We start from the raw sequence: 13,465 nt of genomic DNA, 5'->3' as shown, positions 1-13,465 counted from the left end.
ACAAATAGGAGTTAAGTTGAATGTCTATTGCTTCAACTGCTCATAGATTCATTGCTCTAAGTCTTATTGTGCTATCTAAAGGGGCATGGGCTGCATTGCAGACCACGCCTTTTCTTGCGATACATAATACAGCGCAATATACTCAACTTGAGTCCATGCCGTATGCCAATACAAATGCTGAAAAAGGTGGGTATATCTCTAGTTCAGCAATGGGAGCTTTTGACAACCTAAATAGCATGAATGGTAAAGGGAGTTCGGTCGAAGGCGTCAATTTTTTATTTGATACGCTGTTGAGCCCATCGCTTGATGAACCAGGTGTAATGTATCCGCTCATTGCTGAAAAAGTCACCTTAGACCCTAAGAAAACCAATTTTGTTATTTTTCACTTAAATCCTAAGGCTAGATTTAGTAACGGTGATTTGCTCACTGCAGAAGATGTCAAGTTCAGTTTTGACCTCTATCAAAGCCAAGCAAATCCGGGGTTGCAGATGTATTTGTCTGATTTGGCGAAAACTGAAGTGCTGTCTGCCCATCAAGTCAAAATGAGTTTTAAGTCTGGTAATAATGCAGATATGCCAATGATATTGGCGCAAATGCCAATTTATTCTAAGCGTGATTGGGCACATAAAGATTTTAGGAAAATTACCTTAGTGCCTATCTTAGGTTCTGGACCCTACGTTATCGAGCATATTGATGCTGGTCGGAGTATAAGCTACAAACGCAATGCAAATTATTGGGCAAAAGATTTAGCGGTAAATCGTGGACGTTACAATTTTAATCGTCTGAAATACGTATATTATCGTAGTACTGAAATCGCTTTTGAAGGTTTTAAAGCAGGACAATTTACTTTGTATGAGGAAAAGAAGGCACGCAATTGGGTGAGTGCCTATAATTTTCCTGCATTTAAAGCGGGCTTAGTTGTGAAATATCGCTCTAAACATCAACGACCCATTCCGACTAGAAGTTTAATATTTAATACGCGGCGAACCCCCTTTAATGATATTCAATTTAGACAAGCTTTGACTTATGCTTATGATTTTGAATGGCAAAATAAAGCATTGTTTTATGGGCAGTATCAGCGCTTACAAAGTTATTTTTCTAATAGTGTATTGGAAGCGAAAGGTGAGCCTTCTTCGGCTGAACAACAAGTTTTAAATCCATTATTGTCGAAATTGACCAAGCTCCAAAAAACAGGCGTGTTGGGAAATTGGCGTTATCCTGTTTCAGATGGAAGTGGTTTTAACCGTGAAAATTTATTAAAGGCACGGCAAATTTTGTTGAATGCGGGTTATCTCTATCAAAATGGTCGTTTGGTTGATCAAAAAGATCAGCCCATTCACTTTGAAATTTTGATTCATCAAGACAATGTTCAGCGTATTTTATTACCGTATATACGTAATTTAAAACGATTAGGTATTCAGGTTTCACTACGACAAGTTGATGAAGCACAATATACCGAGCGGATGCGTAAAACTGATTTTGATATGATTATGGATGAAATGCCGCAATCTTTAACACCTTCCAGTGAGCAAGCACAATTGTGGGGCAGTCAGTCAGCGGATCAGCCCGGTAATTACAATTATGCAGGCATCAAAAATCCTGCAATAGATGCTGTCATACATCAGATCATTCATGCACCTAATCGTGAGCAATTGATAGTACGGACACAGGTATTGGATCGTTTATTGCGTGCGGGTTATTACCAAATCCCTATGTTTGGACAAAGTGAAAACTGGTTTGCTTATTGGAACATGTATCATCAACCAGAAGTGAAGCCAAAGCTTTCTACAGGTATTGATTACTGGTGGAGTGATGCTACAGAAGCAAAATCAGTGGCTCAATATTTGCGTAAACAATAAGTAATAATGAATTTTAAGGACGATAATCTGAAATGAGCACTTATATCTTAAAGCGATTGCTCTTGATGATTCCGACATTATTTATCATTTTACTGATTAATTTTATAGTTATTCAAATCGCACCCGGTGGACCTGTAGAGCAGGCTATTCAGCAGGCTGAACATTTTCAAGGTCTGGGAAATAGCCATAGTGAAATGGCGAATAATACGATTCAATATCAAGGTGAAAAGGGTTTAAGCGATGAAATGGTTGCGCAAATTAAGGCGCAATATGGATTCGATAGACCGCTTATGCAGCGCTTCTGGCATATGCTCAAAGGCTATGCCACGTTAGATTTTGGTACCAGTTTTTTTAAAGATAAGCCCGTTACGCAGCTGCTGTGGGAAAAACTTCCTGTCTCGCTGTCCTTGGGGTTATGGAGCACATTGCTGATTTATTTGGTATCAATACCGCTAGGCATTAAAAAAGCCCGCCAGCACGGTTTAATGTTTGATAAAGCGACTTCAATGCTACTGGCTGTAGGCTATGCCATTCCAGCCTTTGCTTTTGCTATTTTACTTATTGTGTTTTTTGCGGGCGGTTCGTACTTTCAATGGTTCCCGCTGCAAGGCTTGGTTTCGGAAAATTTTGCTGAGCTGAGCCTGTGGGGCAAAGTTGTCGATTATTTTTGGCATATGACCTTGCCGCTACTGGCGATGATAATTGGCGGATTTGCAGGACTGACGTATCTTACAAAATATTCGTTTATGGAAGAGCTGAATAAGCAATATGTGCTGGCTGCGCGCTCGAAAGGCTTAACTGAGTCGCGTGTGCTGTATGGGCATGTGTTCCGTAACGCCATGTTGATTGTGATTGCAGGTTTGCCTGAAGCGCTCATTGGCATCTTTTTTGTCGGCAATTTATTTATTGAAATCATTTTCAACTTAGATGGTCTGGGTCTGCTAGGTTTTGAAGCCATTGTTCAGCGTGATTATCCTGTTATTTTTGGCACATTATTCATCTTCACACTATTAGGCTTGGTTCTGCGATTAATCAGTGATGTGCTGTATCAAATCATTGACCCGCGCATTAACTTTGAATCACGGGGAGCAAAATAATGTCCCCGATTATGCAGGCGCGCTTAAAGCGCTTTAAACAGAATAAATTGGGTTTTGGCTGTTTTATTATTTTTGCCATTATTTTTGTGTTGTCATTGGGTGCAGAACTGATTGCCAATGATAAGCCGCTGCTGGTGAAATACGGCAGCAGCTTGTATGTGCCAGCATTTAAAAGCTACCCAGAAACTGAATTTGGCGGCGTGTTTGAAACCGAAGCAGATTATAAAGATCCTGCGGTGCAGCAGCTGATTCAGCAAAAAGGCTGGGCGCTGTGGCCAATCAACCATTTTTCCTATCAAACGCCCAATTTAGAATTGGCTGTGCCAGTGCCATCTGCACCAACCTCACAAAATTGGCTCGGCACCGATGACCAAGGCCGTGATGTCTTGGCGCGTATTCTTTATGGCTTACGTGTATCACTGCTGTTTGGTTTTGCATTAACGCTGACCTCGGCATTGCTGGGCATCATCGTTGGCGCACTACAAGGCTATTATGGCGGCTGGGTTGATTTGATTGGTCAGCGCATACTCGAAGTTTGGGGCGGCTTGCCTATGCTGTTTATGGTGATGATTTTAGTCAGCATGTTTACCCCGAGTGTGTATTGGCTATTTGTCATTATGCTGCTATTTGGTTGGACCGCACTAGTGGGTTTGGTGCGGGCAGAATTTCTGCGGGCACGAAATTTTGACTATGTACGGGCTGCGCGCAGTTTAGGTGTTTCGGACCGCGCCATTATTTTTCGGCATATTTTGCCAAATGCCATGAGCTCGAGCCTGTCTCAGCTACCATTTATGCTGACTGCAAACATTACCGCGTTAACGGCTTTGGACTTTTTGGGCTATGGCTTGCCGCCAGATGCGGCATCACTGGGTGAACTGCTGTTGCAGGGTAAAAACAATTTAAATGCACCGTGGCTTGCGCTGTCGGGCTTTTTTACTTTGGCAATTGTTCTGTCATTGCTGATTTATATTGGGGAGGCGGCGCGAGATGCATTCGATCCAAGACGTCAATAATATGCCGCAAGATGCTGTACAGCAGCATTCAATGCTGTCGGTGAGTCAGTTACATATCGAACATGACGGGCAGACTTTAGTTCAGGCGCTTAACTTTGAGCTGCAGGCTGGTGAAACACTGGCGATTGTGGGTGAAAGCGGTTCAGGAAAATCTATTAGCAGTTTAGCCATACTAGGTCTCTTACCGAAAAATTTGCAGGTCACAGGGCAGGCGCTGTTGAATGGTCAAAATCTTCTGCAAATGAACACAGCGGAATTGCGGCAAATTCGCGGTGAAAAAATTGCGATGATTTTTCAGGAGCCGATGACTGCACTGAACCCGCTGCATCGTGTCGAAAAAATTATTGGTGAAAGTTTAATCCTGCGTGGCTGCTCGAAGGCTAAAACGCGTGAATGGGTTATTGAACTTTTAAACGATGTGGGTATTCCAGAGCCTGAAGATAAACTCAAACGCTATCCACATGAACTGTCAGGTGGTCAGCGCCAACGGGTCATGATCGCCATGGCTTTGGCGTTAGATCCCGATATCTTAATTGCCGATGAGCCGACGACTGCGCTGGATGTCACCTTGCAGGCGCAGATTCTAAATTTGCTTAAAGAACTGCAACAAAGCCGTAAAATGGCCATGATTTTGATTAGTCACGATTTAAACTTGGTGCGTAAATATGCAGATCAGGTCATTGTGATGCATAAAGGTGAGGCTGTAGAGCAGGGCAATGTACAGCAAATCTTTGATACACCGACACAAGATTATACGCGCAATCTGTTAAATCATGATTTTGGTGAAGCCCTAGTGCTAGATACGCAGCCTGTACTGCTGCAATTGGACCATGTTGGTGTGCGCTTTCCTATTAAGCAGGGCCTATTAAACCGTATTAAAGATTATTTTGTCGCGGTAGAGCCTTTAAGCATGGCGCTGCAACAGGGCCAGTCGATTGGCATTGTTGGAGAGAGTGGTTCTGGCAAAAGCTCTTTGGCTTTGGCAGTATCACGTTTAATTGAAAGTGAAGGGCAGATCTTGCTGCAAGGACAGGATTTAAATCAGCTGAATGAGAAAAAGCTGCGGCCCTTACGCAGTGACTTTCAAATTGTATTTCAAGATCCATTTAGCAGCTTAAATCCACGTTTAAATGTTGAACAGACCATTGGTGAAGGTTTGGCGCTGAAAAAGCTCTCAGCCACAGAAATTAGCGTGAAAATTGATGACGCTTTGCAGCAGGTTGAGTTGCCAGCAAGTTTTAAACAGCGCTATCCGCATGAACTCTCTGGCGGTCAGCGTCAGCGTGTTGCACTGGCACGTGCATTGGTATTGCAACCCAAAGTGCTGATTATGGATGAGCCAACTTCAGCATTGGACCGCACGACACAGCGTGCAATTGTGAAATTGCTGCGCCGTTTACAGCAGCAAACAGGGATGAGTTATCTGTTTATTAGCCATGACTTGCAAGTGGTGAAAGCGCTATGCCAAAAAGTGCTGGTGCTGCGTCATGCGCAAGTAGTCGAATTTCAAGACACGGATCAACTATTTGCGCATCCACAAGCGGAATATACGCAGAAACTGATTGAAGCAAGCCAGTATTGATGCTGGCTTGCATAAAATGACAATATATATTGTCTAACTGCTATTGACGCGAGAATAAATGTAGCTAGAGTAAAGGCATCAACTCAAAAAGTGAATAAAACAAAATGAGCCATCTTGCCCAACCCATTCAAATACGTAATACACAATTTAAAAACCGCATTATTAAAGGTGCAATGAGTGAAGCTTTGGCCAATGTTCAGGGCCAGCCAAACCATTTGCATTTTGGCTTATATAAAGCATGGGCCAAAGGTGGTTTAGGCTGTGCGATTACCGGCAACGTGATGGTCGATTTACGCGCCAAAAACGAGCCGGGTGTGGTGGGTGTAGAAACTGAACGTGATTTAGCTTTGCTGAAGCAATGGGCAGATGTGGGTAAAAAGCATGGCATGGTGCAATTGGTGCAGCTGTCGCATCCGGGCCGCCAATGCCCTAAAGGCTTAAATAAAGAAACTGTTGCGCCGTCTGCTGTGCCATTCAGTCCAATGTTAGCCACGACGTTTGGCACGCCACGTGCACTGCTTGAAGATGAAATTTTAGATATTATCCAGCGTTTTGCGACCGCAGCAGCCGTATGCGAAAAAGCGGGCTTTGAAGGTGTGCAACTGCATGGTGCGCATGGATATTTAATCAGCCAGTTTTTGTCGCCGCTCACCAATCAGCGTAGTGACCAATGGGGCGGTTCTGTCGAAAACCGTATGCGCTTCTTGCTGGAAGTATATAAAGCGGTTCGTGCTGCAACCTCAGAGAGTTTTATTATTTCAGTCAAATTAAACTCTGCGGATTTCCAGCGCGGTGGCATTAGCGAAGAAGATGTAATTACCGTATTTAAAGCCATTGATGATGCGGGAATTGACCTGATCGAAGTCTCTGGCGGTACCTATGAAGCGCCAGCGATGGCAGGGGCTAAGGAAGATAAGCGCAAAGCATCGACCATTGCCCGTGAAGCATATTTCCTAGATTTTGCATCTAAAATCCGTAAAGAAGTGAAATGTCATTTAATGGTGACTGGCGGCTTCCGTACCGTTGAGGGAATGAATGCGGCCTTAGATAGTGGTGCATGTGAATTTATCGGTATTGCTCGTCCGTTTGCCGTAGAAACAGCATTGGCAGACCGTTTGATTGCAGGGCAGGATGTACGTTATGGCGTAGATAAAATTAAAACTGGTATTCCAATGGTCGATAAAATGGCGATTATGGAAATTATTTGGTATGCCGCGCAGTTTAAAGCCATTGGTGAAGGCAAACAGCCCAATCCAAAACTGTCACCTCTAAAAGTATTTTTTAAATATCTGAAAGGTAATTTAACAGCTGTGATTAAAGGCCGTGTAAATTCACGCAAATCGGCTTAATCCCCCAATCTGTTCTTTAGAACTAAAATCAGCGCGTTATTTAATTACATCAACTGTTTAAAGTTTATTGTGTAATTTGCCAATAGCGCTGAAATTCTACAGCAGACCAGTGTCCTTTCTGCAGTGCAGTTTGGAAGGCGGGTCTGCTTTTTATTTGCTTTAAATATGAGAGAAGCGCTGGATAATCAGAAAATTGCGGATGTGCGTATTGGCTGGCGTGCAGTGGAAACCAGAGTAAGATATCTGCAATGCTGAACTGATCTCCTGCCAGCCAAGTGTGCTGCTGTAAATGAGTATTTAGCTGATTAAGCTGCTGCTTCATTTCAGGGTTTAAATATCCGCGGTTAAAAGTTGCCTTAAATGCAAGGCTGACAAAACGCAGCAACCAAGGCGTTTGCTGTGCAATTTGTGCAAAAACCTGCTTTAGCGCCAAATTAGGCATAAAGCTGGCATCGGCATAATGCAGATAAAAGCAATAATGCCAGTAATGTTCATCTTGCGCAGATAACACCAGTTGCTGCTGATGCTGTGCTAAATATTCGGCTATCGCGCTGCTTTCGGTGAGAGTTTGTACGGTATCGTTTTTTTGCACAGATAATGTGGGGAATTTCCGTTTTACATCCACGTTATTTTTATCAACGCAAATTTGCAATTCATAATCTAATTTGAGTTCTTCTAATAACCACAGAATGCGCTGTGAGCGTGAATTGGGCAGATGATGCAGGATTAGTTTTGCAGAATTCATAGATGTACTGTGTAGGAATTATTCTGCTGATGAATATAACCAAAGCTTCGATACTTGCACAGATCGATCCGCTTAAATTTTTCATATCCATAATAGTGGGCTAAATCAGCGAGTAGACCTAATGTCGCTCGCCGTCTTGAAAAAGGCGTCCCTACGGGGCAAAGACTTATAAAAAGTTATCTGTTGATCATCGCTATATACGTCATGAGCTTAAGCGTAAGCTTAAAGTTAAGGCCGTGTGAATTTACGAAAGAGTGCTTAACGCCATTTAAGTCTTTAAGCTCTTGGTATATAAAAAGGATGATGTCGAGCGATTAAAGTCGATGTCATCCTATTTTGAAAAAATAAGACAAATATTCATGCTGAAAATTATTTTTATATTTTTTGCTCTTAGCGGGTTTACTCTACAGCTATATGCACAGCCTCAATTTCAAACTGGGGATATTATTTTTCATATTTCAAAATCACAGCAAAGTTTAGTCATTCAGCAGGCAACTCATTCGCCTTATAGTCATATGGGGATGATTGTGAATAAAGATGGTCAAACTTGGGTGTTGGAAGCGATACAACCTGTGCAACATACTGCATTGGATGTGTGGGTTGCACGTGGGGAAAAAGGACATTATGTGGTGAAGCGTATGCAAACACCGCTAACAGTGAGTCAAAAACAAAAGCTGGTAAAAAATGCAGAGCAGTACTTAGGACGCCCTTATGATATTTACTTTGAATGGTCGAACAGTGCGATTTATTGCTCTGAAATTATTTGGAAAGCCTATGAGCAAGCCTTGGGTATTCAGCTTGCGCCATTACAGCACTTAAAACAATTTGATTTAAAACAAAGTTCAGTACAAAAATTGATGCAGCAGCGTTATGGACAAAATGTACCGCTAAATGAAACGGTGATTGCGCCCAAAGCCATTTATGATTCAAAGTATCTCAAAGAAGTCTTTAGAAATTAAGGCAATAAAAAAGCCCAAGTCATAATGCTTGGGCTTTTTTATAAGATGTTGCCATCTTGAATGTGGCGTCCCTACGGGGATTCGAACCCCGGTTACCGCCGTGAAAGGGCGATGTCCTAGGCCTCTAGACGATAGGGACAGTACAGAAAATAAATTTTAAACCGCTACTTTTGTTTGATCAAATCACTTGAAGTAATGGCGTCCCTACGGGGATTCGAACCCCGGTTACCGCCGTGAAAGGGCGATGTCCTAGGCCTCTAGACGATAGGGACTTAATAAAATCTACTTCTGAAAATTGGCGTCCCTACGGGGATTCGAACCCCGGTTACCGCCGTGAAAGGGCGATGTCCTAGGCCTCTAGACGATAGGGACGTTTCAGAGGTGGGCGTATAATAGGGTGAAAACAGAGGGGTGTCAAACGCATTTCTATAAATAATTTCAGATTTAGCTACTGAGTGCATAAATTTAAAACAATCTGGCGGGAATGTTGGAAAAATACATTGTTTGTGCTGGATTTTTAAACGTATTTACAATGGCGTTTATCACATCAGGATGTTTTAAATATCCGTCAATATCATGCGGACGGTCAATCGATGTGCGGATTTGGTGATTGATAATTGCAGGGCTGAAATCAAAAGGTGCTTTTTGCAAAGGAAATGCGGTAAGAAAATCATCGTGAGAGTAAAAATTAATCCAATCACCCAAGATGGCTTTTGGCCGTTGAATGGGCTGTGGCAAATGGCCTTGAATCACCCGAAAGGCTAAGGGTGAACCCAGTGTTATAAAATGAGTAATTTTTAACTCAGGATGCAGCAGTAGAAAGTGATAGGCAATGACTGAACCTAAAGAATGTGCCACCAGTACATTGGGTTTAGAGGTGTGCAATTGCTTATGGATACGCTGATGCACTTCACGGATAAAATGCGGATTGGATAAATACAAATAAGTTTCCACTAAAAATTTCTGTAATAGCGTGGCATGCAATTTCGGAAAATAATTCATCAGCAGGGCAAAATCGCGCAAAGCATAATCTTTACTTAATGCGCCTAGCTCATGTAGCTCATGCTGAAAGCTATGACTATCATTCATCTGCATTTCTGGTAGAGGAATGGTTTCCGGCTGATGTTCATCTATTTTTGCATGTTGCGCTTGAGTTTTTGCTGGATGGATAAAGGGGATATGCGGCCAAGTTTGCGGCATCAAGGTGCTGGCACTTAGGGTGTTTTCTAGATGATGGCGTGAAAGCAGGTCACCATAAAAGGGCATACGAAAATGCTGCTTTAAATAAGAAAACTGACAGTGTTGATGGATATTTTTTAGACTTTGTTCAAGCAAATTGAGCCAACGTTTTTCTAAAGATTGAGCAGTTTGCTGTTGTTGGTTCATCCCGTGAATAAATATTATATTCATAAGCCGCTCCTGAAACATCAAACGTTTTATTTTCATTTCAGTATAAATAAAAAAGAGCAACCGAAGTTGCTCTTTAATGTTGCGTTTGATGCAGCTGTGTATCAGTTTTTGTTGTGATACAGCGTGTAGTAGCTGATGTAACACGCAATGATAAAGACCATACAGCAAATGAAACCTGTCAGCATTTCTGGGTCAAATACCATACTAATGCAAGTAATTAAGCAGAATGCAAAACCTAGAATTGGCACAATTGGAAACAGTGGAGCAGCAAATGCTAAATCTTTGGCTGTTTTACCTTCTTTATACCATTGGCGGCGGAAGTTGAATTGGCTTAAGCAAATGCTCATCCACACCACAACCATGGTAAATGCCGCAACACCCAATAAGTTTTTGAAGATTGTTTCAGGGGCAAATTGCTCAGAAAGCAAACCTGGCATACCGCCAATCATGGTGACAATGACCGCAACATAAGGAATACCGCGTGAATTCACCTTAGAGAATACCGCTGGCAATTGTTTGCTATACGATAATGACCACATCATACGAGATGCAGCAAATAAACCTGAGTTCGCAGCGGAAAGTAAAGCGGTGATAATCACAAAGCGAATAATGTCTTCTGCGTATGGAATACCAATGTGCTGGAATACCGTTACGAATGGTGAGCTGCTCACACCTTCAGCAGATAAGCCTGCTTCTTGGTGAGGCAATAAAGCTGTAATCACGACAATCGTACCGACAAAGAAAATCAATAAGCGGAAAATCGCAGTATTAATGGCTTTGGGTACATTTTTCGCAGGATCTTTGGTTTCACCCGCTGCAACACCAATCAGTTCAGTGCCTGAGAATGCAAAGTTCACAATCAACATGGTTGCAAAGATCGGGAACAAACCTTCAGGGAACCAACCTTGTGCGGTGAGATTGCTAAATAGTGGTGCAGTCTCAAAGCCTCGGTAACCTAATACCCCAAAGATCGCCAATAGACCTAAAATAATAAAGGCAACAACGGTAATGACTTTAACCAAGGCCAGCCAAAATTCAGATTCGGCAAACCATTTGGTTGAAATCATATTCAGACAGAATACAAATGCACCAAAAATTAAGGTCCACATCCACATCGAGCTGTCAGGGAACCATTCCTGCATCAGCAAAGCGGCTGCGGTAAATTCAGTCCCTAATGTTACTGACCACGTCAGCCAGTACAGCCAAGTGATGGTATAACCCGTACCCGGCCCGATATAGCGTTTAGCATAAGCACCAAACGACCCAGATTCAGGCATGTGAACGGCAAGCTCGCCTAAGCAAAGCATAACCATGTAGGCGATGACACCGCCTAAGAAATAAGAAAGAATGGCACCTACAGGCCCCGTTTGTGCAATGACTTCACCCGAACCTAAAAATAAACCAGTACCGATTGCGCCGCCAAGCGAAATCATAACCAGATGTCGAGTACTCATAGCGCGTTTTAACGGCGCAGAATTGCCCTGATGCGAAGCATCATTCGGAGAATGAGATGACTGCATAGAGAAAAGGAGAATGAAAGAATGAAGCGAGTAATTGTAGAGAAGAATGCAAGGATGATGCAATCAATTAATATAAATTATAGATAAATAAACTTTAAGTTTGTCAGAGCTGACAAAAGATATGGCGTCCCTACGGGGATTCGAACCCCGGTTACCGCCGTGAAAGGGCGATGTCCTAGGCCTCTAGACGATAGGGACGTTGCGAGGTGCTGTTATAGTATGAATAATTCGAAAATGAGTCAAAGGAAATTTATAAATTATGATTTAACTGCATATTATTCATGCATATAAGCTGACTCATTAATCAATTTTCCATATAAAAAAGCGAACCCATAACATGATGAATTCGCTCTCATTTTATAGTTTGATCAACGATTAATCTTGATTGTGATACAACCAATAATATCCTGCATAGCAAGCTGCCATAAATAATAAGCAACCAATAAAGCCCGAAAGCATTTCAGGGTCAGCCGCCATACTAAGACCAGTTGCGGTACAGCAGACAAAACCAAGAATAGGGACAAGCGGGAACCACGGTGTACGGAATTTTAAGTCAGAAACCGAATGCCCTGATTTCAACCACTGGCGACGGAAATTGAATTGGCTCCAGCAAATGCTCATCCAAACAATCACCATGGTAAATGCAGCCACACCCATTAAGTTTTTAAAGATGACATCTGCGCCAAATTGTTCAGACAATAAACCCGGTAAACCACCAATCATAGTGACCCAAACTGCAACATAAGGCACACCAGATTTTGTTAATTTACCAAACGCTCGCGGTAATTGTTTCTGAGCTGAAAGCGCCCACATCATACGAGATGCTGCGTATAAGCCTGAATTTGCAGTTGAAAGCAAAGCTGTAATAATCACGAAACGAATTAAATCTTCAGCATAAGGAATACCCATCAGATTAAATACCGAAACGAAAGGACTACTACTTAGACCGCCATGACCGCCAACATTTAAGCCTGCATCGGTATAGGTCAACAGTGAACTAATGACAATAATCGTGCCGACAAAGAAAATGATCAGGCGCCATACAGCTGCATGAATTGCTTTGGGTACATTCTTTTCAGGATTTTCAGTTTCACCCGCTGCAATACCAATCATTTCCGTGCCATTAAACGCAAAGTTTACAATCAATAAAGTTGCGAAAAGCGGGAATAATCCATTCGGTAACCAGCCATGATCGAGCAGATTATGGAACATTGGTGCAGATTCATAGCCTTGGAAAGGTACGAAACCGAAGATGCAAGCAAAGCCAAGAATAATGAATATTAATACTGTTGCAACTTTGACCATCGACAACCAAAATTCAGACTCGGCAAAAGTTCGTGTGGAGCTTAAATTCGAAATCAGGACGCCAGCTGCAAAGATGAGTGTCCATAACCAAATCGAGGTTTGAGGAAACCATTCCTGCATTAAAATTGCGGCTGCGGTAAATTCTGTTCCTAATGTTGCTGACCACCCAAGCCAGTACATCCATGACACCATATAGCCTGTACCAGGTCCAATATAGTTTGTCGCGAATGCCCCAAAAGAACCTGAAACAGGTAGGTGTACTGCGAGTTCACCAAGGCAGAGCATGACCATATAAGCGATCAGACCACCAATAATATAGGCAAGTACTGCACCAAGTGGGCCAGCTTGTGAAATAACTTCACCTGAACCCATGAACAAACCAGTACCAATAGCACCACCTAAAGAAAGCATCACCAAATGACGTGTGGTCATGGCTCTCTTTAGCGATGGATTTTGTCCTTCATCAGGCGAATGCTGTGAAGGTTCAGAGGATGATTGCATATAAAAAAATAAACAGGGGAAAGGTCTATTTTATGATTGAAATAACTTAAATATGTGTTATATCGAATTTTCCTAACAATATGTGAATATTCATCTAAAAAATAAATATTTATATAGCGATAATA

At 42.3% G+C, this 13,465-nt stretch carries 10 protein-coding genes and 4 tRNA genes; 6 read left to right on the top strand and 8 right to left on the bottom strand.

Features of this window, described 5'->3' with window-relative positions:
* Positions 1-20 precede the first annotated feature (20 nt).
* From B9T33_RS14190 to B9T33_RS14170, 5 genes are all read left to right on the top strand, one after another.
* A complete protein-coding gene (locus B9T33_RS14190; RefSeq protein ID WP_086179546.1) occupies positions 21-1,859 on the top strand; it encodes an extracellular solute-binding protein in 1,839 nt (612 codons plus the stop codon).
* Between the two features lie 32 nt (positions 1,860-1,891).
* Positions 1,892-2,956, top strand: coding sequence for a microcin C ABC transporter permease YejB (locus tag B9T33_RS14185; protein ID WP_086179545.1), 1,065 nt, complete (start codon positions 1,892-1,894; stop codon positions 2,954-2,956).
* Positions 2,956-3,969 (top strand): ABC transporter permease, encoded by a 1,014-nt coding sequence (locus B9T33_RS14180; RefSeq protein ID WP_086179544.1) that lies wholly within the window; start codon positions 2,956-2,958, stop codon positions 3,967-3,969. Before B9T33_RS14185 ends, B9T33_RS14180 begins: the two co-directional genes overlap by 1 nt.
* Entirely contained in the window at positions 3,944-5,551 is a 1,608-nt protein-coding gene (locus B9T33_RS14175) for an ABC transporter ATP-binding protein (RefSeq protein ID WP_086179543.1), read from the top strand. The genes B9T33_RS14180 and B9T33_RS14175 overlap by 26 nt, the downstream gene beginning before the upstream one ends.
* A gap of 104 nt (positions 5,552-5,655) precedes the next feature.
* The gene (locus tag B9T33_RS14170) at positions 5,656-6,900 is read left to right on the top strand and encodes an NADH:flavin oxidoreductase/NADH oxidase family protein (RefSeq protein ID WP_086179542.1); all 1,245 of its coding nucleotides are present in this window, start codon (positions 5,656-5,658) and stop codon (positions 6,898-6,900) included.
* A gap of 64 nt (positions 6,901-6,964) precedes the next feature.
* Here B9T33_RS14170 and B9T33_RS14165 read toward each other — a convergent pair whose 3' ends face one another.
* Complete coding sequence (locus B9T33_RS14165; RefSeq protein WP_086179541.1) at positions 6,965-7,645, bottom strand: glutathione S-transferase; 681 nt, start codon at positions 7,643-7,645, stop codon at positions 6,965-6,967.
* 359 nt (positions 7,646-8,004) lie between these two features.
* Here B9T33_RS14165 and B9T33_RS14160 point away from each other — a divergent pair, with 359 nt between their 5' ends.
* Positions 8,005-8,604 (top strand): YiiX family permuted papain-like enzyme, encoded by a 600-nt coding sequence (locus tag B9T33_RS14160; RefSeq protein WP_086179540.1) that lies wholly within the window; start codon positions 8,005-8,007, stop codon positions 8,602-8,604.
* A 63-nt stretch (positions 8,605-8,667) separates the two neighbouring features.
* Here B9T33_RS14160 and B9T33_RS14155 read toward each other — a convergent pair.
* From B9T33_RS14155 to B9T33_RS14125, 7 genes are all read right to left on the bottom strand, one after another.
* A tRNA-Glu gene (locus B9T33_RS14155) sits at positions 8,668-8,743 on the bottom strand.
* Positions 8,744-8,800: 57 nt separating this feature from the next.
* Positions 8,801-8,876 (bottom strand) — tRNA-Glu (locus tag B9T33_RS14150).
* Positions 8,877-8,900: 24 nt separating this feature from the next.
* A tRNA-Glu gene (locus tag B9T33_RS14145) sits at positions 8,901-8,976 on the bottom strand.
* Positions 8,977-9,069: 93 nt separating this feature from the next.
* On the bottom strand, positions 9,070-10,014 hold the full coding sequence (locus B9T33_RS14140; RefSeq protein ID WP_086179539.1) for an alpha/beta fold hydrolase: 945 nt from the start codon (positions 10,012-10,014) through the stop codon (positions 9,070-9,072).
* A 101-nt stretch (positions 10,015-10,115) separates the two neighbouring features.
* Positions 10,116-11,534 (bottom strand): amino acid permease, encoded by a 1,419-nt coding sequence (locus B9T33_RS14135; RefSeq protein WP_086179538.1) that lies wholly within the window; start codon positions 11,532-11,534, stop codon positions 10,116-10,118.
* A gap of 122 nt (positions 11,535-11,656) precedes the next feature.
* Positions 11,657-11,732, bottom strand: a tRNA-Glu gene (locus B9T33_RS14130).
* A 177-nt stretch (positions 11,733-11,909) separates the two neighbouring features.
* A complete protein-coding gene (locus B9T33_RS14125) occupies positions 11,910-13,340 on the bottom strand; it encodes an amino acid permease (protein WP_086179537.1) in 1,431 nt (476 codons plus the stop codon).
* Positions 13,341-13,465: the final 125 nt, after the last annotated feature.

Origin of the sequence: Acinetobacter sp. ANC 5054 (assembly GCF_002135295.1) — a bacterium.
Lineage (GTDB): Bacteria > Pseudomonadota > Gammaproteobacteria > Pseudomonadales > Moraxellaceae > Acinetobacter.
This window is presented reverse-complemented; position numbering and strand designations above follow the sequence as displayed.

What these genes read in the sequence shown, in the direction of transcription:
- B9T33_RS14185 (WP_086179545.1), top strand. Translation starts at nt 1,892, where the DNA reads ATGAGCACTTATATCTTAAAGCGATTGCTCTTGATGATTCCGACATTA.
- B9T33_RS14165 (WP_086179541.1), bottom strand. Translation starts at nt 7,645, where the DNA reads ATGAATTCTGCAAAACTAATCCTGCATCATCTGCCCAATTCACGCTCA.
- B9T33_RS14170 (WP_086179542.1), top strand. Translation starts at nt 5,656, where the DNA reads ATGAGCCATCTTGCCCAACCCATTCAAATACGTAATACACAATTTAAA.
- B9T33_RS14190 (WP_086179546.1), top strand. Translation starts at nt 21, where the DNA reads ATGTCTATTGCTTCAACTGCTCATAGATTCATTGCTCTAAGTCTTATT.
- B9T33_RS14180 (WP_086179544.1), top strand. Translation starts at nt 2,956, where the DNA reads ATGTCCCCGATTATGCAGGCGCGCTTAAAGCGCTTTAAACAGAATAAA.
- B9T33_RS14140 (WP_086179539.1), bottom strand. Translation starts at nt 10,014, where the DNA reads ATGAATATAATATTTATTCACGGGATGAACCAACAACAGCAAACTGCT.
- B9T33_RS14160 (WP_086179540.1), top strand. Translation starts at nt 8,005, where the DNA reads ATGCTGAAAATTATTTTTATATTTTTTGCTCTTAGCGGGTTTACTCTA.
- B9T33_RS14175 (WP_086179543.1), top strand. Translation starts at nt 3,944, where the DNA reads ATGCATTCGATCCAAGACGTCAATAATATGCCGCAAGATGCTGTACAG.
- B9T33_RS14125 (WP_086179537.1), bottom strand. Translation starts at nt 13,340, where the DNA reads ATGCAATCATCCTCTGAACCTTCACAGCATTCGCCTGATGAAGGACAA.
- B9T33_RS14135 (WP_086179538.1), bottom strand. Translation starts at nt 11,534, where the DNA reads ATGCAGTCATCTCATTCTCCGAATGATGCTTCGCATCAGGGCAATTCT.